The 21702-nt window shown below is 46.9% G+C and carries 13 protein-coding genes; 6 read left to right on the forward strand and 7 right to left on the reverse strand.

Annotation, left to right across the window (positions count from 1 at the left end; all coding sequences use genetic code 11):
- Positions 1-281: 281 nt before the first annotated feature.
- A complete protein-coding gene (locus H6H02_RS16105; RefSeq protein ID WP_190819498.1) occupies positions 282-3242 on the forward strand; it encodes a tetratricopeptide repeat protein in 2961 nt (986 codons plus the stop codon).
- A 301-nt stretch (positions 3243-3543) separates the two neighbouring features.
- On the opposite strand, the gene H6H02_RS16110 is transcribed toward H6H02_RS16105, so the two are convergent.
- Positions 3544-4467, reverse strand: a complete 924-nt coding sequence (locus H6H02_RS16110) for a class I SAM-dependent methyltransferase (protein ID WP_190819500.1) — start codon at positions 4465-4467, stop codon at positions 3544-3546.
- A 181-nt stretch (positions 4468-4648) separates the two neighbouring features.
- Positions 4649-6316 (reverse strand): DUF3352 domain-containing protein, encoded by a 1668-nt coding sequence (locus H6H02_RS16115; RefSeq protein ID WP_190819502.1) that lies wholly within the window; start codon positions 6314-6316, stop codon positions 4649-4651.
- A gap of 590 nt (positions 6317-6906) precedes the next feature.
- On the opposite strand from H6H02_RS16115, the gene H6H02_RS16120 reads away from it, so the two are divergent.
- Complete coding sequence (locus tag H6H02_RS16120; RefSeq protein ID WP_190819504.1) at positions 6907-9567, forward strand: M1 family metallopeptidase; 2661 nt, start codon at positions 6907-6909, stop codon at positions 9565-9567.
- 115 nt (positions 9568-9682) lie between these two features.
- Here H6H02_RS16120 and H6H02_RS16125 read toward each other — a convergent pair whose 3' ends face one another.
- A complete protein-coding gene (locus tag H6H02_RS16125) occupies positions 9683-10939 on the reverse strand; it encodes a Na/Pi symporter (protein ID WP_190819506.1) in 1257 nt (418 codons plus the stop codon).
- A 655-nt stretch (positions 10940-11594) separates the two neighbouring features.
- Here H6H02_RS16125 and H6H02_RS16130 point away from each other — a divergent pair.
- A complete protein-coding gene (locus H6H02_RS16130) occupies positions 11595-13307 on the forward strand; it encodes an AarF/UbiB family protein (protein ID WP_190819508.1) in 1713 nt (570 codons plus the stop codon).
- Positions 13308-13401: 94 nt separating this feature from the next.
- Positions 13402-13773 carry a hypothetical protein gene (locus H6H02_RS16135; protein WP_190819510.1) on the forward strand — a complete coding sequence of 124 codons (372 nt, stop codon included), beginning with the start codon at positions 13402-13404 and terminating at the stop codon, positions 13771-13773.
- 99 nt (positions 13774-13872) lie between these two features.
- Here the strand turns inward: H6H02_RS16135 and H6H02_RS16140 are convergent, their stop codons facing one another.
- From H6H02_RS16140 to H6H02_RS16150, 3 genes are all read right to left on the reverse strand, one after another.
- Positions 13873-14568, reverse strand: coding sequence for an SH3 domain-containing protein (locus H6H02_RS16140; RefSeq protein WP_190819512.1), 696 nt, complete (start codon positions 14566-14568; stop codon positions 13873-13875).
- Between the two features lie 255 nt (positions 14569-14823).
- Positions 14824-15387, reverse strand: coding sequence for a guanylate kinase (gene gmk / locus H6H02_RS16145; RefSeq protein WP_190819514.1), 564 nt, complete (start codon positions 15385-15387; stop codon positions 14824-14826).
- Positions 15388-15436: 49 nt separating this feature from the next.
- A complete protein-coding gene (locus H6H02_RS16150; protein ID WP_190819516.1) occupies positions 15437-15703 on the reverse strand; it encodes a DUF370 domain-containing protein in 267 nt (88 codons plus the stop codon).
- Positions 15704-16114: 411 nt separating this feature from the next.
- Between H6H02_RS16150 and H6H02_RS16155 the strand changes: the two genes are divergently transcribed.
- On the forward strand, positions 16115-17935 hold the full coding sequence (locus H6H02_RS16155) for an NFACT RNA binding domain-containing protein (RefSeq protein WP_190819519.1): 1821 nt from the start codon (positions 16115-16117) through the stop codon (positions 17933-17935).
- A gap of 372 nt (positions 17936-18307) precedes the next feature.
- Here H6H02_RS16155 and H6H02_RS16160 read toward each other — a convergent pair whose 3' ends face one another.
- Positions 18308-20317, reverse strand: a complete 2010-nt coding sequence (locus tag H6H02_RS16160) for an iron uptake porin (RefSeq protein WP_190819521.1) — start codon at positions 20315-20317, stop codon at positions 18308-18310.
- 334 nt (positions 20318-20651) lie between these two features.
- On the opposite strand from H6H02_RS16160, the gene H6H02_RS16165 reads away from it, so the two are divergent.
- Positions 20652-21701 (forward strand): zinc ABC transporter substrate-binding protein, encoded by a 1050-nt coding sequence (locus H6H02_RS16165; RefSeq protein WP_347342622.1) that lies wholly within the window; start codon positions 20652-20654, stop codon positions 21699-21701.
- Position 21702: the final 1 nt, after the last annotated feature.

The following is a 21702-nucleotide window of genomic DNA, read 5'->3' on the forward strand; positions in this document are numbered from 1 at the left end:
CCGATAAAGTCCGCTTCAGCGGGCTTTTTTTATGGCTATTCAGTAATTAAACGGCACGCCCTAGTTACAAGTATCACTACATATCTTTGAGTTTCACCAGTAGCATATAGCGATCGCGCAGTTACTCAAGACGCAAGCCATTATCGGACAAGTTACTGGATAATCTTAACGGGAGCGTGTACCGAGAGCGATCGCGCTTTCTTTCCACAGCACCACTGGACACTCCCTATCAGTCCGGGCTAAGACAGTAAACTGCACTCAATCAATATCTTCCCTCAGCTATGCGCCCTCAACTCGGAATCTTCGCGCTTATCGCCTTCCTAGCTACCATTTCAGCGCCTTTGAACTTTAGTTCGTCATTTTCCACAACCCAGGTGTTGGCGCAAACTTCAGCTTCTGCTTTGCGAGAAGCTGAACGCCTTTTAGAGCAAGGCATTCAGCAGATTGATAACCGTCAATTTGACAAAGCCTTTCAGTCGTTGCAACAGGCATTGACGAGTTATCGAGAACTCAAAGACCGTCAGGGAGAGGGAACCGCTTTAGCAAACCTGGCAAACGTTTACTATTCGCTGCAAGCCTACGCGAAATCGATTGAGTTGCACCAACAAAGTTTAGCGATCGCGCGGGAGATTGCCGATCGTACCTTAGAAGCGAAGAATCTCAGACACTTGGGAAGTGCGTACTCGGCGCTGGGACAACATCCTCAAGCAATTGAGTATCTGCAACAAAGTTTAGCTGTTGCACGGGAAATTAAAAATACTAAAAGTGAAGCTGCTGCTCTTGGTATGTTGGCTCTTGCTCACCAACGAGTAGGAGACTATCAGAAAGCGATTGATTCTTGGCAGCAAGCACTCCCTATTTTTCAGCAACTCAAAGAACGTAGGGCTGAAGGAGCTGCTCTCACATCTATTGGAAGTTACTATCAGTTGCTGGAAAATTACCCTGAAGCTCGAAAGTTCTTCCAACAAGGTTTAGTCGTTGCCCAAGAACTGAAAGATCGCTCTAGCCAACAGATAATTCTTGCACTTCTGGGTCATGTTCATGAATCCCTCGCTGAATACTCCCAATCTATTGATAAATATCAACAAAGTTTAGTTATGGCGCGGGAAATGGGGGAATCCGCTATTGAAGTAGAAATTTTGAATAATTTGGCTGGGATTTATGCCAATCTATCAAGATATCAGGAGGCAATTGAATATTACCAGCAAAGCTTAACCATTGCCAAGAAAATTAACGCTCGCCAATCAGAAGCGGGTATTCTGTCTAATTTAGGCACTGTATATAAAAATTTGAATGATTCTCCCCAAGCCATTCGCTATTATCAACAGAGCTTGGCAATTACCGATGAACCCAATAATCAACAAAGTGCCTTGGAAGTTCGAGAAAAACGGAAGTTATATGCCCAAACAATCCTAAACTTAGGAAACATTTATCAAGAAATGGGCACAACCGAGAAAGCAAAAGAATTTTACCAAGAAAGCTTGAAAATTGCCCAAGAAATCAACGACCGAGATTTGCAAGCAGATATATTAAACTTTTGGGGAATTCTCTCCTATCAAAATCTGGGAGACTACCGACAAGCCAGTGAATACTATCAACAAAGCTTAGCCTTAGCCAAACAAAATAATAATAAACGCGGGGAAGCAAAAGCGATAGGCAATTTGGGACTCGTTTATGATTCTATGGGTGACTACAATAAAGCGATTAATTACTTCCAGCAGGATCTCGCACTTTCTCGCGAACTTAAAAATAAACGCGGGGAAGCCATCGCCTTAAACAATTTAGGGCTAACTTTTATGCATTCTGGTAAGCTAACAGAAGCCGAAACATATTTAAAAAATGGAATTGAGGTATTAGAATCTGTCCGAGCTGGATTAGGTAGAAATGATGCTAGTAAAGTATCACTTTTTGAAGATCAAGCAAACACTTATCGCAATTTACAACAAGTTTTAATTGCCCAAAATAAAATAGAAGCCGCTTTGGAAATCTCTGAACGAGGGAGAGCAAGAGCCTTCGTTGAGTTATTAGCTTCACGGTTATCTGAATCATCCGTTCAACCTACACTTACCTCACCGAATATCAACAAAATTAAAGAAATCGCCAAACTTCAGAACTCCACCCTGGTTGAATATTCTATTGTCTACGAAGACCAAAATGCTGAAGGGAAAAAAACACAATCCCAAACATCTGAAATCTATATTTGGGTAGTGAAACCAACAGGCGAAATTGCCTTTCGTAAAGTCAATCTTAAAGCTTTGCGGCAGCAAAAAAAGAGTTCTCTAGAAGAGCTTGTTGTCAGCAGCCGCGAATCGATTGGTGTTAGAGGTCGTGGTTTAGCTGTAGAGGCTAAAGTTAGTGGAAGTCAAGAAAAACAAGGTTTTAAGGAACTTCACGAACTACTCATTAAACCAATTTCTGACCTCCTCCCAAAAGACCTAAATGCTCGGATTATCTTTATTCCACAAAGCGAACTGTTTCTAGTTCCTTTCCCAGCATTGCAAGATGCTTCTGGCAAATACTTAATCGAACAACATACTATCCTCACGGCACCTTCAATTCAGGTACTGGATTTAACAAGTCAGCAACAACAGCTTGTAGGAACGCGAAGTTCTACTTCTGTACAAAATCAAGATGTGCTGATAGTTGGAAATCCTACAATGCCGAGTGTTCCTGCCAAAATTGGCGATCCGCCGACTCAGTTATCTAGCTTACCGGGTGCGGAACGAGAAGCTTTAGCGATCGCGCCTCTGTTTAAGACTAAAGCTTTCACCGGCTCTCAGGCAACGAAAGCAGCGATTCTGCAACAAATACCCACAGCACGAATCATTCATCTCGCGACTCATGGCTTACTAGATGATATTCGAGGATTGGGAAGTGCGATCGCATTGGCTCCATCTGGCAACGATAACGGCTTACTCACCGCTGAAGAAATTCTAGACTTGAGATTCAATGCCGAATTAGTAGTCCTGAGTGCTTGCGACACAGGTAGAGGCAGAATCACTGGCGATGGCGTGATCGGCTTATCTCGCAGCTTAATGAGCGCGGGTGTACCCAGTGTAATTGTGTCTCTCTGGCAAGTGCCAGACGCTCCTACAGCCTCATTGATGACAGAATTTTATCAAAATCTTCAAAAAACACCCGATAAAGCCGCCGCCCTGCGGAGTGCCATGCTAAGCACCATGAAGCAACATCCAGATCCTAAAGACTGGGGGGCATTCACTTTAATTGGAGAAGCCGAATAATTAAAATTGAAGAATTTCCCGGCGTTGCACATCGGATCGATGATAGTGCCATTTTCAATTGGGTAAGGTACGCAGATGAAACCTAACCCCTAACCCTGCTTCCCGACGTGGGAAGGGAAGGAGGAATAATTCAAAGCCTCTCTCCTTGTAGGAGAGAGGTTTGGAGAGAGGTCAAAACTGTGCCGCATCCAACCGAGAACCGCGATAACGTCGCACCAAGAGGCTAAGTTTTCCTCTTCTTTGAGCGAAACTAAAAAGAATCATCGCCCGATTGTGCAACTCCAATTCCCATGCTTAATTTTCAATTCTGCTTCACCTTGGCAATTACCGTGCGGTGACGATGAGTATTGCAGCTGATTGTCGGCATAGTGAAACCGGAATCTACTAGCGCTTGTTCAATATCTAACGCAAAATACTCATCTAAATAAGGCTCGGTACTCTTGAGCAACGTCAAAATGTAGGGCGGCATTTTGGTATAAATCTCAGATTTGGGATTCATATCCATAATTGCCAAACAGCCACCGGGACGCAGTACGCGCCGCGCTTCGCGGAAAATCTGCATAGTTGCTGACTGGGGCAACTCGTGGCACATCAAAAAGATAGAAACCAAATCAAACGAGGCATCTGGCAAACCTGTAGATTCAGCAGCAGCATGAACCCAGGAAATCGATTTTTGGTGCTGTTGGGATTGGTACTGGGCAACTGCTAGAAAATAGGGTGACAGATCCAAACCCGTCAACTTTGCTTGGGGATAAACATCTTGGAGGGCAAATGTACTCATCCCTACACTGCACCCCAAATCTAAAATATCTTGTGGTTGAGTAGAAATTTGGCTTTTGAGAATATCGAAATAACTCTGGCGCAGTCGGGCATCTCCTTGCGCCCCCGCATCAGGCCAAATTCCTGCGTGAACGGCATGAGCAGCAACTTCTACTTCCCAAGCTGCTTCCCAGCTTAAGTTACCACTTTCGTAAGCATGGAACGAGCGCAGGTAATAATCCGGGTAAGCTAGCTGGGGATTTTGTACCTGAGTCAGATAGCTTTCCCAATCGTATTGCGAAAGCGTCTGTACTTGCTTTCTCCAAGGCACTCCAATCTTCTCGGCGCGTTTAATCATCATTGAACGCGCTTGGTATTTGGCTAGATTGGCTAATGGTTTAATCGCTAGCAATCCGTTGACCAAGCGTGAAGATAATCCAAGTTCAGTATTTACTGGGGTAGTCATCAGGTAATAGGTAATGAGTAATGGGTAATGGGTAATAGTAAGTAACAAATGACCTTGTGACCCATTCCCAATTCTGAATAAAGATATCTCAGTAGGATGAGCTTTCATCCCACCAAAGCTTGAAGGGTGGGCAATGCCCACCCTTCAAGAATATTACCAATTACCCATTCCCAACGACTTCCTATTTGCCCGTTTTAGGCTTGAGTGAAAGTAATACCTCAACTTGACCCGTCGATGCGTCTGGTTGAGTAACGGTCAAACCAATACCATGCATGGAATTCAGAATTGCAGTGGTTTCAGGCGTGATGGAACTCTTTTGTGCTGGAGGTAGCTGGCGATTCACCAAAGACATGGTTTTGTCCATGTCGAGGTAAAAATAGCCTGCGTTTGGCTTCTGCAAAGACCCTGTGACCGTTTTAAAGGATGTGCTATTGTCCAAAGGCTGGCTGGGCTTGTTTGCCATGATATCGGCGATGGGGCCACCAATCGCCACATACATCGTGTTTTGATCGATCCAACCATGCCCTAAGAAAGCGCCTTGTTGCGGGATTTGCCATTCGGTGACGGTTTTACCCTGAATTTTTCTAGGCGCTACGGTGATTGAGTTTCCTTTAGCGATCGCATCCAGTTTGTTGAAGGTGGCTTCAGCCGTTTTGCGATCGCTGGTTTGAAATACCAAAGCTCCACCAAATCCAACGGGTGCTAAGATTCCCTTGGTCGATGGAATTGCCGCGAGAGCAAATTCCCCATCCATCCATCCGAAGATATCTTTATCTAGGTCAAGATTGACGAGTTTGAGTTGCTGTCTTGCCATGTCAAACCCCTGCTGGGCTTGGGGATCGGCTTTGGATTGTTCGACAACCGTTGCCCAAGTTTGGCTAATCCCATTTCCAGCGATGAGGGCAATTGTCTCAGCCGGAAGTTGAGACGCAACTTTGCCGGGAGAAGCCTTGTACTGAACTTTCATTACCGAGGGATCTACCTTCGCGATCGCCTTCATTCTCACACCGGCATTATCAATCCCAACACCCATCACCACCGACTTCACAGCCTTTAGCTGCTTCAAGGTTTCTGGAGGAAGCGCGGGCGTATTCGGATTGTTTGCCAGTGCTTGCTGCACCGTCCCCGCATAATCGGGGATATAGAATTGAGCGATGGAGTTTTGTACGTCTACACCCTTAGTCAGAAGGCTGGCTGCACCTGCTTTGCTAGCAAATGAAGGTTGTCCTTTAAAGGTATCAATGGCGAGTTGCACCGCTTCTTTTTCATCAGACATCACTAAATGACTATCTAACAAAGCCGTGTAGGTTTTGCCACTTTTATCTGTGGTTTCCTCTATCTTGATGCCTTTGTAATCTATTTGTTTGGTTCCAGCTTTCTTGGCTTTCAGCTTATTTGCAAAACTTAAAGCGCTTACTTTGTCTTTGACGCCAACCACCATCAACATCCGGACTTCCGGTGACGATTTGGGGGGTGTCGCTTGTGCCGGTTTTACAGTCGGTGATGGCAGAACGGCAAACATCACGCTACCCAGCCAAGGCTTAACATCTTTTTCATAATTGATGTTGGATTCAGTCAACATCTCTTTGTTGAAATCCTTCAGCCCTTTATCAACCAATTTTTGGGCTTCCGGAGTCCCAAACTGTTGCAATTGCGCCCAGTTTTTCGGATCGGTGGAGACAAAACCCGCCATTAATGCTTCATCTGGCACCACTTTGGCACTCGCGAGAGGGCTGGTTGCATCGCTAAAAGCCCCCTTCAAGTAAAGATAAGTACCAATGCCTCCCGCTACCACAACGGCGGTGCCAACAATAATAGGAACTATACGATTTGGTTTTCTTTCAGACATTTAAATTTTTCCTTTGATTATTACTGCTTGTGATTGTTATCGATAGATCCACAAAGGGCATTGTGGATTTTGCGGATTTAGTAGAAATCTCTGTAAGAAAAATTAGTGATTTTGCTTAGTTAAGATTTCTACTAAAAGGATTGTTATTGGAATACTTCAACTTGATTTGGGTAAACTCCGCAAACCGGAAATATGAAGTTTAAATACAAAAATTGCTTGTGGTACGGTGTGACAGGTTTCGCGTCAGATAAGGGATAAGGCTAAGCGAATCGCGCTTTAAAATCCTTTCAGCCATAAATTGCCCAGGAAAATCGATATTTTCTCCTCTTTCACTTAGAAGGGGCGTGTTTGTGTCATGCCCTTACAAGTCAGCACTTTTTTGAGAGCGCAAGTAGACACAACGCGAAGTTAAGCTTGAAAATCATCGCGCCTGAAGTGACACATCTGGGTGTCCGCTACAAATTGGATACCCCGTGCGTCGCCGTGCTTAGAAGAGAAGTCCACGCAGTCTGAAGGCGTTAACCTAAAGAGATAACCTCCTTAGCCCTGATTCTCGGCTATACTTCGGAGTCTTACAGGTCAATCTCACCATGAAGTTGCAGACTTATTTCGATTCAGAAAATAACGGTCACAAATCCTTTGAACTGCCCGGTGCCCGTCCCCACTACAACCCAGATCGACCCGGACAAGTCGAGCATATTTTCCTGGATTTAGCCCTGGATATTCCCAACCAAACCGTTGGCGGTACTTGTGCCATTACTTTATTGCCGGTGCGGAGTGGGATTGACCGTTTAACTTTAGATGCCGTCAACCTAAATATTCAGTCAGTGCAGGTTGACGAGATGCCGCAGAGCTTTGACTATGATGGCGAACAACTGCACATCCAGATGCAGACACCTACTCAGATGGGGAAATCGATCGAGATAGCGATCGCCTACTCGGTGGAAAAACCCCAGCGCGGTATCTACTTTATTTCCCCCAACAAACACTATCCCGACAAACCCGTTCAAGTTTGGACACAGGGAGAAGATGAGGATTCCCGCTTCTGGTTCCCCTGCTTTGACTATCCCGGACAGTTAGCCACTTCAGAAATTCGGGTCAAAGTTCCCAAACTCCTAGTCGCCATCTCCAACGGATTGCTAATTAAAACTGAGGAAGATAACCACTACAAAACTTATCACTGGTTGCAAGAGCAAGTTCATCCCACCTACTTGATGACTCTCGCGGTGGGTGACTTTGCCGAAATTCAAGATGAGTGGAACGGCAAACCTGTCACCTACTATGTGGAGAAAGGCAGAGAAGAAGATGCCCGCCGTAGTATGGGCAAAACGCCGGAAATGATTGAATTTTTCAGCGAAAAATTTGGTTATCCCTACCCTTATCCCAAATACGCCCAAGTGTGCGTCGATGACTTCATCTTCGGTGGGATGGAGAACACCTCCACCACGCTGCTAACCGATCGCTGCTTGCTGGATAAACGGGCATCTTTAGATAATCGCACCACAGAAAGCTTAGTCGCTCACGAACTCGCCCACCAGTGGTTTGGAGATCTAGTCGTCATCAAGCACTGGTCTCATGCTTGGATTAAAGAAGGGATGGCTTCTTACTCAGAAGTGCTATGGACGCAACAAGAGTACGGTTCGCAAGACGCAGCCTATTACCTGCTCAATGAAGCTCGTAGCTACCTTGTAGAAGATAGCAGCCGTTACCGTCGCCCGATTGTCACTCACGTCTATCGCGAGGCGATTGAACTGTACGACCGCCACCTCTATGAAAAAGGTGCTTGTGTCTATCACATGATGCGGGCGGAGTTGGGAGACGAGCTATTTTTTAAAGCAATCCACACCTTTGTTCAGGACAACGCCCATAAAACAGTCGAAACTGTTGACCTGCTACGATCCATTGAAAAAGCGACGGGTCGCAACCTACTATTTTTATTTGACCAGTACGTTTATCGCGGCGGTCATCCAGATTTCAAAGTTGCTTATTCCTGGGATACGGATAGCAAGTTGGCTAAAGTTACCGTTACTCAAACTCAAGCCACCAGCGACACCAACGGCAGCCGTAGTGATTTATTTGACCTAAAAATTCCCATCGCCTTTGGCTATGTCTCAGGAAGTTCCTCTAACGAGAATCATCTAGAGACGCGAGATTCCTCGCCTGAACAATCCTCCACCGTCAATTTCAAAACTTTCGCGGTGAGAGTTCACGAACGGGAACAAAGCTTTTACTTCCCCCTCGAAGAAAAACCCCATTTTATTAGCTTTGACATCGGGAATAATTGCCTAAAAACGGTGTCCTTAGAGTACCCAGTTCAAGAACTCAAAGCCCAACTGCAATCCGATCCCGATCCCGTTTCCCGCATCTACGCGGCTGAGGCGTTGGCGAAAAAAGGCGGATTGGAGGTCGTCAAAGCGCTTTCTTTTGCCCTTAAGAACGATTCTTTCTGGGGTGTCCGGGCGGAAGTTGCTAAACAGTTGGCAGAAGTTAAACTCGATCAAGCGTTTGATGGTCTAGTTGCGGGTCTAAAAGATAAAGAAGCCTTAGTGCGTCGTGCAGTGGTGCAAGCACTGGGAACGATTAAAACCCACGACAGCTACAAAGCACTGAAACCATTGGTAGAAGACGGCGACGCCAGCTACTATGTGGAGTCAGCAGCCGTGAATGCGATTGGCGGAATTGGGGCAGCAAATCTAGACGAAAAGCCCAAAGAAGAGAAAGTGCTGAAGCTGCTGCAAACGGTACTTAAAGAAAAGGCGGGTTGGAACGAAGTTGTCAGAACTGGCGCGATCGCTGGTTTGTCTCAACTCAAAACTTCACCCCAAGCGCTGGATCTGATTCTTGAGTATACCGCCCAACGCATCCCGCAAGCGTTGCGTCTAGCAGCGATTCGCGCCTTAGGAAGCATTTCAACGGGTCAGAATAATGTCAACTTGGAACGAATTCTCGAACAACTTGCAGAACTCTCCAAAGAGACCTTTTTCTTAACCCAAGTATCAGTCGCGATCGCGCTAGGGCAAATGGAGACAGCCAAAGCGATTGGGATTTTGCGAAGTCTTGCCGACCAAACCCCCGATGGGCGAGTCCGTCGTATCGCGGAGGAAGCGGTTGGGCGAGTGCAAAAAAATGTGGGTTCGGATCAAGCGCTCAAGCAATTGCGAGACGAACTCGACCAAATCAAGAAGCAAAACCAGGAACTCAAAAGCCGCTTGGAAAACCTAGAAGCGAAGTCCAGCACCTCAGCTAGCTAACTCCTAGCGATCGCATCAACCCGATCTCTCCCTCAACCGACCCTAACCGGAAAACTAGGATCTCCTTTCCTTGTCGGAGAAGAGTTGGGGGAGAGAACCGATAAGTATTGCCTCTCTACACTTTCGTTTGTTCCCTTTGAGGCTCCCCTGCGAGTTGCCGATTCGATTTACCGCCGGGAATTAGGATTTCCAATCCACGGGCGATTAACGGTAGAAACCCGATAACCAACACCACGCCTAACACGTTGAATATCACCTGAGCATTGGCAATTTGGCGGGCAACATCAGCCCCCCCAGAAATCCACTGGGCGAGGCTTGCTAATTGAGCTGCAAATAAGATTCCCGTGGCGGCGGTGATCACATTGAAAATCAAATGAAAGATACCCGTCCGCAAAGCTTCGCGCGATCGCCCAATCGTCGCTACCAGCGTGTCAGCGCAGGTGCCAACTTCCGCCCCCAGCATCAAGGCAACGCCTGCGGGCAATGAGATCAAGCCAGAAGCTGCCAGCGTAATGATAATGGCTACTGTGGCGGAAGAGGATTGAATCAAGATGGTAAACAGCGCCCCAACTAAAGCGCCCAGCAGCGGGTTTTCCCCTAAGGTTCTCATCCAATCAATAAAGGGTTGGTAGTCCCGGAACGGTTTCATCGCCCCGTCAATCGTGTCTAGACCGAAGAAGAGCAAGCCTACCCCCAACAAAATTAAACCGATGTTCTTCCAGCGGTCTGTCTTGCCCAAAAAATGCAACAAGAAGCCAAGGAACAGGGCGATAGGTGCATATTCGTTAATCTTAAAAGCGATCAGTTCAGCGCCGATGGTCGTCCCGATGTTGGAACCCAGAACAATGCCGAGAGACTGCACAAACGTCAGCAACCCAGCACTCACCATCGCGATTGTCATGATGATCGTGACCGACGATGAATCTAATATGGTTGTCGCCACCGTGCCAGTTGCCACTGCGGCGAAGCGATTGCTGGTGAACTTGTTGATGAGAGTCTTTGCGCGATCGCCTGCGATCGCTTCGAGTCCCTCAGCTAGACGGGTCACACCATACAAGAACAGCACCAGACCCGCCAGCACACCCATGACAATTTTGAAAATATCAATCTTTCCTTTGGTTTCTCCTTCAGACGAGGCATTCTCAGCCTTGTCACTTTTTCCCTTTTCTGCACCTTCTGCGGAAGCAGGATTCTGCTGTGGCGCATCAGTTCCAGCCGGAGGCTGAGCGTTGACACTGACTTCTAACGCGGGTGCGTTAAAGAAGTGGAAATTGTTTCCTGATAGGGAAGGACTAACAATCAAAGCTGTAACGACAAGGCTCAAACTCAATAACTTGAGTATTTTTTTCTTTGAATTTTTTGAAAACAACATGAATGACCCCTCAAAACAACGGTTAGATAAGTTCTCAATCACAGCTAAGGACGGAGTAAATGCTCATGGCAAAGCAAAGCCATAGCACTCGTCATGCTGACCTAAACCAAATTGCTATTAATAAAACTCGCTATCGGACTGGCGCTACGCTTTGACTACCTTGCCAAATGTCTAGACTCGAAACAGCATTTTCGAGCTGCTAGGCAGACACTAAAGATTTTCGATGTCTCTCCCCGACTGTGCTTACCTCCTCAGAGGGAGATTCACGGCTCTAATACACTATTTATTCGTAATTTAAAATATACTTAAGATTATTTTAATTTCTCCCTTAAGAAGAATTAATAGCTGCTTTTTTGGCTGGCTAAGGATTTTAGCGATTTTGTCATGGAACCTTGACACAGAAAAAATAGCGGGTGAGGGGAGCTGCTTGAGTTCTTAGAACAGACAGGCGATCCCCGCAAGTGTCTGTAGTTTTGTATACTATAGTTAATAAAACGTTAAAAATTTGGTAAAAATCAATTAGTAAAGTTACGAAAAAATGCGGTCGAAATCCCTCGAAATTAGTGTTATTCGATTGATTAAGTTAAATAGTGGCTCGAATACTACAAGAAGCCGCTAATTGTGAATCAGTTAGGTTAAAGAGGCAAGCACAAGCGTGAATCGGTACTCCCTCACTTTCCAGTCTCGGCGCTACAATCCCGAAGCGATCGCCCAGTACTTCCGTTATCGTCCCTGGCGGGTTCTCTGGCGAGCCATCAAAATTATCTGGTTATTTGCAGGGTTTGTTCTTGGCTTAAAGTGGGACGATTGGCTGAACCAGGAATGGAAGAATCGGGAGAAACGCGCCACGCAGCTGCGGGAAATCCTCACTCGCCTGGGTCCAACCTTTATTAAAGTCGGTCAAGCTCTTTCTACACGACCCGACTTAGTGCGAAAAGACTTTTTAGAAGAACTCATCAAATTACAAGACCAACTGCCGCCATTTGATAATGCGATCGCATTCAATATCATTGAAACCGAGCTAGAACGCTCAATAGAAGAAATCTATAGCGAAATATCCCCAGAGCCACTTGCCGCCGCCAGTCTGGGTCAAGTTTATCGAGCGCGTCTCCACACCGGCGAAGAAGTCGCCGTCAAGGTGCAACGCCCCAACTTGCTACCCACCATTACCCTCGACCTTTACTTAATGCGGTGGATGGCAGCTTGGCTGAGTCCTTGGCTTCCCCTAAATTTAGGGCATAACCTGACTCTGATCGTCGATGAATTCGGTTACAAGTTATTTGAAGAAATTGACTACCTCAACGAAGGACGGAACGCCGAAAAGTTTGCCACTAATTTTCGCGACGACCCCAGCGTTAAAGTCCCAGCCATCTACTGGCGCTACACCAACATGCGCGTTCTGACTTTAGAGTGGATTAACGGCTTCAAGCTGAACGATACCGAACGGATTAAAGCAGCCGGATTGGAAACCGATACCTTGATCGAGATTGGCGTCACTGCTGGTCTGCGGCAGCTATTGGAATACGGCTTTTTCCATGCTGACCCCCATCCGGGTAACTTGTTTGCCATGCCAGATGGTCGCATGGCTTATATAGACTTCGGCATGATGGATCAGATGGAGGAGAATACGAAAGAAACCCTCGTCAGTGCCGTTGTTCACCTAATTAACAAAGACTATATTGAGTTAGCCAAAGACTTTGTTAAGCTGGGGTTTTTGACGCCAGAAACGGATATTGTTCCGATCATTCCAGCGCTAGAAAGCGTGTTAGGGGATGTCATCGGCGAAAGCGTACAGGACTTTAACTTTAAGACAATTACAGACAAGTTCTCGGAACTGATGTATGACTATCCGTTCCGAATTCCGGCTAAGTTTGCCTTAATTATTCGTTCTCTGGTGACACAGGAGGGATTAGCTCTCAGCTTGAATCCCAATTTCAAAATTGTCGAAGTTGCCTATCCCTACATAGCGCGGCGTCTGCTGACTGGCGAATCCCCAGAAATGCGGCGACGTTTGATTGAAGTCTTGTTCAAAGACGGCAAATTCCAATGGCAGCGCTTAGAGAACATGATAGCGATCGCTCGCTCAGATGATAACTTCGATCTGTTGCCCACAGCTCAACTGGGTTTACAGTTTCTCCTCTCTGAAGAAGGACAATTTCTGCGACGCCAAGTCCTAATTGCCTTGACAGAAGATGACCGACTTCATACCGAAGAAGTGCGACGCCTCTGGAATCTAGTCAAAGATGACCTGAAACCGTCACGGTTGTTTAATGTAGCCCTTGGAGCCTTGACGGAACTCTCCACGGATGGAGTCGCAGCCCTATTACCTTCTTTTGCCACACTTGCTGCCTTTCAGGAGAGAGAATAGATTGTTGGGTTTTAGGGAATCGGTAATCGGTAATTGGTAATTCCATTACCGATTCCCTGTTACCCTTTTACCCGTTACTCATTAGGAGTGTTTAGTGTATTATTTTCCAGATCCGCCGTATTTTTTACTGGTTTTCGGTTTGTTTGCTGGAATAACCTGTGGGCTGGCTTTTGAAGCCACCCTCAAACAGCAAGTACGAGAATGGTCAAAGAACCGCTCCACCCGAACTTTGGCTCAGATGCAAGGGATACAATTACAGTTGCCATTCCTGGGAATTTGTGGCGGAATCTGTCTATTTCTAGTAGCTGGATTAGAGGTTTTTGGCTTTCCCGGATGGCTGTCTTTTGGAACTTCGATGCCGCTCACCCTATTTATTGGCTTGTTAGTTTGGTCGCAACTCAAAAGCCTTTTAGGTCAACTAGAACGTGGTGGCTCCCGCGCACTTGATTTAGATGTTTGGGAATAAACGATTAGCGATTGGCATTGCTATTTAAAAGAGACAGGGTAAGCAATTGCTTACCCTATCTCTTTTAGGTTAGATATCGATGATTATTCGGAAACAAAATTAGTAGACATCCGCAAAGTCCCAACCATCAACATAGCCTAAAGGTCCTGGCGTCGCCCCAGGAACAACAACTTTATACCACTTGTTGCTCCATTGGTTTTGGTCTGGATGGAAGTCTAGAGTTGTGCCAGTTGGTAAAGTTTTAATAATCCGACCCGAACATGGCGATGACCGAACGTTTAACGGGCCTTTTCTAACGCGAACCTTTCCAGGGGCGAGAGGATTAATTATCATCCATCCTTGAGAGCGATTGGTTTCACAAGCATTGGTAGAATTGAATCCGTAAGTTACACGAATCCAAGTATAACCATTGCCTTGCTGAGTGCCTCCGCTAGGATCGTTGAGAACATCAGCTCCTGGTTTAGCAACGCGGAGGATACGGCAGCTGGTACTGGGACAAGAGCGAATGTTTACGGTACTCAGGACGTTATAAACCCGACCATCATCCGTCGCTGTGCCAGCGATACCTGCACCGAGAGCATTTGCCGTACCAACTCTAGCTTTGATCGCTTCGCGGGCTGTTTGAGCTTCAGTAACCCCTCCCGCCTGTTCTGGTGCGACAGTTCTAGGAGCAAATTTGTTACCATCTTGAGAAGGTTCAGCTAAATTTTTAGGGACGGACAAACCTACTGCAAGGGCTAGTAGCGTAACCGTTGTGGCACATCCACCAATTACTTTAAGAGATCCAAGGCGCATAGCAGTTCTTTTCCTTTAAGTCAGTCTGTGAAGGTCGTTTTCCTTCCGCATGTTATTAAACACAGTGCTGCAAACTGATTTTTCGGACTTGCCTAGAATCGAGAATTACATATCCATCTAAAGGTAGATTTAGAAGTCAGTTAGGAACCTTTTGAGTCTAATTTTTATCTTTATTCCAACTTTCCGGCTATAGAAAAAGGCGATCGCCTTTACAACTGAAAGCGATCGCCTTTGTGATTTAAAGCGAGAAAAAATTCAACAGCTTGCCGGTGTGAAGATAGCGGCTTCGATACGATTCAGGGCTTTTTCCAGATCGTCGTTCATGATTTGAATATCGAATTCACTCGCCGCAGCAATTTCGGCTTCGGCACGGTTAAGCCGTCGCGCGATCGCGACCTCTGAATCTTGCCCGCGTCCTCGGATTCGATTCTCTAGTTCGCTAACGGAAGGCGGTAGGATAAAAATCTGTAGAGCGCTTGGGAAATTTTGTCTGATCTGCCGCGCCCCTTCTAGTTCAATTTCTAATATCACCCACTGACCCTGCTGGATTTGCTCCTCCACTTGTCCTCGCAGGGTTCCGTAACAGTTACCAGCAAACTCAGCCCACTCCAGCAATTCACCGGCTTTCACCATTTGGTCAAACTGGTTGCGGCTGACAAAATAATAGTGTTTGCCCTCAATTTCACCGAGACGAGGGGCGCGAGTCGTCGCGGATACAGAAAAATACAGTTCCGGATGACGCTGCAAGAGCGATCGCAGCAATGTACCTTTGCCCACGCCACTCGGCCCAGTCAAAACAATCAGTCTGCCAGTTTTCATGCTCCTGTCACCCGTGAAAATGCCTATTTTATTGCTTTAGCCGATTGCCTTAATTGTTGCTGGCATTCGCGTCTTTGCCAATCACAAAGCGATGGGCAACGGTTTCAGGCTGAATGGCGGAGAGAATGATGTGGCTTGAATCGGTAATAATCACCGCGCGAGTGCGACGCCCATAAGTCGCATCAATCAACTGTCCTCTATCTCTAGCATCGGTGATAATCCGTTTAATGGGCGCAGATTCTGGACTGACAATGGCAACCACTCGGTTTGCAGACACGATGTTACCAAAACCGATATTGATTAACTGAATGTCCATAAAAAACTAGCGGCATAACCGCCTAAAAAGCTTATTTAAGTCTAGTTCCCATGTTATCTACAAAATTTTTGACTTACAAGCCTAAAATCCACAAAAACTCGCGTTTTTAAGGGATCGCTGCTTTTTTTTCCCTTTTACCCCTATTATCTATGCCGAAAGACAGAGGTAAGCTTTGCAGGCACCTTAAACCTCAACCGCAGAAACTTTGAACGCGATCGCACTCGGCTTAAAAACTCATCGCCGTCGCCAATCTGCCTAAGCCAATCTCTCTAAACAGAAACGGGTGATACTCATTAACGCACAAGCCTCCTTTAAAATAGCTTTGTGCATTTTTTTGCCGGAAGTAACCTCAAACTGAGAGGATAGAAAGAGACTACTCCTCGAAATCTTTACAAAAAATACCGATCGCGCGTGCAACTCGTTGACTTTACTACCTTAACTGCCGCTTGTTCTGAACTGCGTGCTGAGTGGATACCGGCGCGGCTGGAACAAGTTTATCAGCGCGATCGCTTTACAATTTCCATCGCCCTGCGAACCCTGAAGCGGCGGAGTTGGCTTACAGTTTCTTGGCATCCGCAAGCTGCGCGTGTTTGCATTGGCGATCCACCTCCCCGCACGCCAGATACATTTACCTTCAGCGATCAGTTACGACATCAGTTGGGTGGCTTTGCTTTGGTGGCGATAGAAGCAAGTAGCGCTGACGCAAATACACCTTCAGCGATCGCACCTTGGGAACGAGTGATCGATTTACAATTTGCCAGACGTCCTGGAGATCCGGCTATCTGGCACCTGTACGTTGAAATCATGGGCAAATACAGCAACGTCATCCTTACAGGTGCAGACAACCTTATTGTTACCGCCGCCCATCAAGTCAACGCCCAACAATCTAGCGTCCGTACCATCCTGACCGGACAGCCATACGAATCTCCACCCGCCCTCACTGCAACTATCCCGACTTTAAACGAATCCCAAGAACGCTGGCAAGAACGGCTGAGTTTAATTCCCGCAGCACTGCGGCGTCAGATACTGAAAAATTACCGGGGTTTGAGTCCAGCGCTGGTTGTCTCAATAGTACAAGCCGCTGGTCTAGATCCAGAGCAATCCACCGATACCCTCAAACAATCTGACTGGGACGCTTTATTTCTCCGATGGCAAGAATGGCTGCAAGCAATTCTGAAAAGCCAATCCTCCCAGTCTTCTATCCCCTCGCCTACGACACTCCAGGCTCAGGGGGAGACTGGGGCAGTTTTTCATCCCGGCTGGACACCCGAAGGATACAACGTCTTGGGCTGGGGCATCGTTAAGCCTGCTGAATCAGTCCAAGAATTACTCAACCGCTACTACACCGATCGACTCAATCAACAAGAATTTAACCAGATTCATCATCAGTTGAGCCAGAAACTCAACAACGTTCTGGAAAAATTAAGGCTGAAGGCGTCTACCTTTACGGAACGCTTGCAGCAATCCGATCAAGCAGACCAACATCGGCAACAGGCAGATTTGCTGATGGCTTACCTTCAAAACTGGGAACCAGGGATGAAGTCAATTGACCTCAATGATTTTGATACCGGCAAACCCGTCACCATTCCCCTCGACCCTGAAAAAAATGCCGTCCAAAATGCCCAATCCCTCTACAAGCGAAATCAAAAGCTGAAACGCGCTCGCTCAGCCGTTGAACCGTTACTGAAAGAGGTGCAAGCGGAAATAGACTACTTGGAGCAAGTAGAAGCAACCCTGACACAGCTGGATTCTTACGATGATCCAGAAGATTTACAAACACTCTTAGAAATCCGCGATGAGCTGATACAGCAGCAGTATCTACAAGATCCGGACAATCGCAGCCGTAGGGATGAGGAGGGAAGCCACCCTTATCGTTACCAGACGCCTAGCGGCTTTGAGTTATTAATTGGGCGCAATAACCGCCAGAACGACCAGCTAACCTTTCGGATGGCTGGGGATTACGACCTCTGGTTTCACACCCAGGAGATTCCTGGAAGTCATGGGTTGCTCAGGGTTGCGCCCGGTTCTGTCCCGGAAGAAGCCGATTTGCAATTTGCTGCCGATTTAATTTCCTATTACAGCCGCGCCAGACAAAGCGATCGCGTGCCAGTTGTCTACACGGAACCCAAACACGTCTACAAACCCAAGGGTGCCAAACCGGGGATCGCTATTTATAAGCAGGAGCGCATTATTTGGGGGAGTCCTCCCGCAGCGATCAACTATCTAAGGTAGGAATTTTACAAAAAAATGTAAATATTTCTTACTAAAAATGTGTATTTCCTGTTACAGTAAATATTAAAGAAATCTTACGGCTGGCGGTTGGGAACGCGCAGCTCTGGATTTCCTCGGATTAACGACAACAAAAATAAAGATTTTGTTCAACCAGCTGTCACATCAGCTGGTTTTTTTTCAGTGGTGAGTAGTCATTAGTCATATTGCAAGCCCTCCCTTTCAGATGCCCGATCTAAGTCAGGCATCTCGCCTATAAGAATCCTTTAGGACTGAATCTGGGAGTATCCCCAATTAAGAGGAACGCGACCCCGCAAGCAAAGCGCGGCGTGGCGTTCTGCCAATCACGCATGACTAATGACTAATGGCGCTTCACTAGAATGTAAATGTGGTGCGGATAGTGCCGATCACAATATCATCGTTACGATTATTGTGGTCGGGAGCGGTGAGCCAGATAACCCCAGGCGTGATGGCGATATTGTCCGTCAATTGATACTGATAGAACGCTTCAATGTGCAATGAAGTATCGTTATCTTCTCCCACTGGCGGGATGGGGATGCCTGCTGCGGTTAATGCGCCGATTGCGCCCGGATTAATATCGATGGTTGAGTTAGTGACTTTCGGCTCCATGCCAACGACAATGCCAGCCAAGTTGCCTTGTTTACCCAAATCTGGGAAGGCTAGGGTGACAGCCCAGTTCCAGATGTCAACTTTGCCACGATCAATGAGTCCTCCTAAAGTAGAGAGGTTGCGCGTGTTGGTGTAGCCAACCCAGCCACCCAAAACAAAGCGATCGCTCAGTTGCCAGGATAACTCCACACCGTAAGAATTGCTGCTCACGGGGAGATTGGTGCTGAACCCTAAGTTCGTTAAACCCCCGCCGACTGAACTACCGTCAATATCGGTATCAAAGAAGCGGGCAAGTCCGCCCTGGAAATTCGCGAGATTGCTACCCGTGCCGGTGTCATTGTTGTTGTAGGAATGAACGTAGGTTAAACCCAACTTCAAGCGATCGCTTGGCTTGATCAGTAGCTGTGCCAAAGCACCGTAAGGCCCATTGAACAAACCACCATCTTCTCCGGGGTTGGCGGCATCACCCGCTAAATAGCCTAAGCTAAGTTCAAAGCGATCGCCCAACTGCTGCCTTAGTCCAAGTCCAGCACCTTCTGCTAGGTAATAAATCGGGGGGCGTGTTCCAAACGTGGATAGTGCCCCAGTCGTACCGTCACCGTCGAGGAAGTTGACGGTATCGGTAAAGTCATCCGCCGCACCTGCATTTGCCGCAAGTACGACTTCTGTTCTCTCACCGAGGGGGAAAGCGTACAGAAATGCATCGACGAAAAGATCATTATCAGTCGCACCTGAGAAAAACAGGTTGCCTTCTGGTGTCAGGGTGCGTTCGGTAAGAGAACCTAGCCCTTCCGCTTGCAATCGCGTTCTCAGCACATCTTTCCCGGTGAAGCTAGTTTCAAAATTCAGACGGGTACGATGACCAAAAATCGTTACATTGTCGATGTCATCGCCATTAGCATCTTCGCCGTTGAAAATCCCTGCCAGCGCAAAGATCGCTTCTCCCTGTAGTTTGGTGGTAGTGGAAAATTGATGGCTTTCCAGAAAAGCGGTGCGACCTTCTAAATTATCGACCCGTGTCCGCAATGTCGCCAGTTCTACGCCAAATTCATCAATCAATCGCTGTAATGTAGCTAAATCCGCTTTGGTGACGAAATCTGCCGAACTGGCGGCAATCAATTTCTCGATTTGTTGCAGACAAGCATTCAACCCCGCAGCAAATTCATACCGACTGAGTGCCCGATTGCCGCGAAAGGTGCCATCGGGATATCCTGCAATACAACCGTAACGTTCTACAAGCGATCGCAGCGCTTCATACGCCCAATCGGTCGGTTCTACGTCTTGCAGTTGGGAAACATTTGTGACTTGTTCCAGAGAACTATCTGCGCCCTCTGGATTGGTATAAACATCGATTTGTTCTAAAACCTCGGCATCAGTCGTCACTGATGTCGGGGTGGTAGCTGGGATTTGGGCTAAATCTGTCACTGTTGACTGATTTGGCGTCATCACCACTGATGCTGGTGTTTCTATCTCGACAACAGATGTCTCTTTCAACTTCATCTCGGAATTGGTAATCGGCGCAGCTTCAACGGCTACCGTGTTTGATACCAATTCTTCATTTTTTTGATGCGATATCTGAGATTCTTGTTTGCCCTCATCAAGCGGGAGAGTGGGAGCGATCGCTTCCTCGATTGTGTTCTCCACTTCCATCACCGCTGGAGTTTCAGTTGCGAATGCCCCAGCATCCATTACCAGCATTGCACCGAACACGGCTGGGCTTACTAGCAGCGCATTCCACAGACTTTTAAAGTTCATTTCTCACTCCTCACACCCTTTCAAGATTCTCAGCTGCGACTGACTGCTCTACAGTTTGCCGAAGACAATTTATTGACAATTCTGCTGAATTTTGATTATAAACTGCCCTTTTCCAATGAAAAGCATCCGTTGCTGCTGAGAAGTTTTGCTTTTAAACACTTAAGAGACAAGATTTCTCCAACTTTTACAATCCCCCCTCATGGCATTTACCAGTCAAAACTTAACTATCGGCAGCAACATCATACTAAAATGAGAATTATTATCATATCTTTAAAATAAGACTCATTCTCAAAAAAAGAGATTGACACTTCCACCGTCTACCAGGAGATAAACCGTGACGCCCCCTAGAATCCGGCATCAAATCCGACATCATCCGAGTAAATTTGTCCTACCCCTATTACTGCTGCCAGTGTTCGCTGCTGCTGGGTGTAGCTCATCAAATACTTCTGTCCCATCGCCACAGCAGAGTGCTTCGCCGCAGTCGCCAGTAGGGGCGCAGAATCCGAACTCTCCACGGGTGGTCGCAACTTTTTTGCCGATGTATTGGTTTACTAAGGCAGTTGCGGGTGACAAAGCGCAGGTAGAAGTTTTGGTGCCACCCGGCTCGGAAGTGCATGAGTATCAAGCGACACCCGCAAACGTGCAAGCGATCGCCCAAGCAGATGTGCTGGTAAAAAACGGCTTGGGATTGGAAGAATTTCTTCAAGAAACCATAAAAAATTCTGGAAACGCCCAGCTCAAAGAAATTGATAGCACTAAAGGCATGAAAGTCTTAGAAGACGCCTCACCCGTGGCGAACGCTGGTCAAAATGCCAGCCATGAAGATCATAACCACGAGGGAGAAGCCGGTAAAAAGGCAGAAGAACACGACCACGCAGAAGGAAATCCTCACGTTTGGCTCGATCCAGTCCGAGCCAAACAGCAAGTGGAGAATATTCGGGATGGTTTAATTGCAGCCAATCCTGAGAACAAAGCGACTTATCAAGCAAACGCCACCGCCTACATTCAGCAACTGGAAGCGCTAGACAAAGAATTTCAGCAGCGTCTGCAACCCTATCGCGGTTGTACTTATGTCACCTTCCACGACGCTTATCCTTACATTGCTCAGCGCTACCAGCTTCAGCAAGTTGCAGTGGTTCAGATTCCCGAAGATAACCTCTCCCCTACTGATATCCAAAAGGCGGTCGGAGCAGTGAAAAAGTACAATGTTAAAGCGCTGCTGGGGGAACCAGGAACTGACAATAAATTGCTTGAAAGTCTCTCCACCGACTTGAAATTAACCCTGAGAACCATCGATCCTCTGGAAAACGGCCCCCTGACTCCGGAGCATTATTTCACCGCGATGAAGCAAAATCTGCAAACCCTGGAAGCTGCTTGCAAGTAGA

This window comes from Coleofasciculus sp. FACHB-1120 (assembly GCF_014698845.1).
Lineage (GTDB): Bacteria > Cyanobacteriota > Cyanobacteriia > Cyanobacteriales > FACHB-T130 > FACHB-T130.

What these genes read in the sequence shown, in the direction of transcription:
- H6H02_RS16105 (WP_190819498.1), top strand. Translation starts at nt 282, where the DNA reads ATGCGCCCTCAACTCGGAATCTTCGCGCTTATCGCCTTCCTAGCTACC.
- H6H02_RS16110 (WP_190819500.1), bottom strand. Translation starts at nt 4,467, where the DNA reads ATGACTACCCCAGTAAATACTGAACTTGGATTATCTTCACGCTTGGTC.
- H6H02_RS16125 (WP_190819506.1), bottom strand. Translation starts at nt 10,939, where the DNA reads ATGTTGTTTTCAAAAAATTCAAAGAAAAAAATACTCAAGTTATTGAGT.
- gmk (WP_190819514.1), bottom strand. Translation starts at nt 15,387, where the DNA reads ATGAAAACTGGCAGACTGATTGTTTTGACTGGGCCGAGTGGCGTGGGC.
- H6H02_RS16115 (WP_190819502.1), bottom strand. Translation starts at nt 6,316, where the DNA reads ATGTCTGAAAGAAAACCAAATCGTATAGTTCCTATTATTGTTGGCACC.
- H6H02_RS16160 (WP_190819521.1), bottom strand. Translation starts at nt 20,317, where the DNA reads ATGAACTTTAAAAGTCTGTGGAATGCGCTGCTAGTAAGCCCAGCCGTG.
- H6H02_RS16140 (WP_190819512.1), bottom strand. Translation starts at nt 14,568, where the DNA reads ATGCGCCTTGGATCTCTTAAAGTAATTGGTGGATGTGCCACAACGGTT.
- H6H02_RS16120 (WP_190819504.1), top strand. Translation starts at nt 6,907, where the DNA reads ATGAAGTTGCAGACTTATTTCGATTCAGAAAATAACGGTCACAAATCC.
- H6H02_RS16150 (WP_190819516.1), bottom strand. Translation starts at nt 15,703, where the DNA reads ATGGACATTCAGTTAATCAATATCGGTTTTGGTAACATCGTGTCTGCA.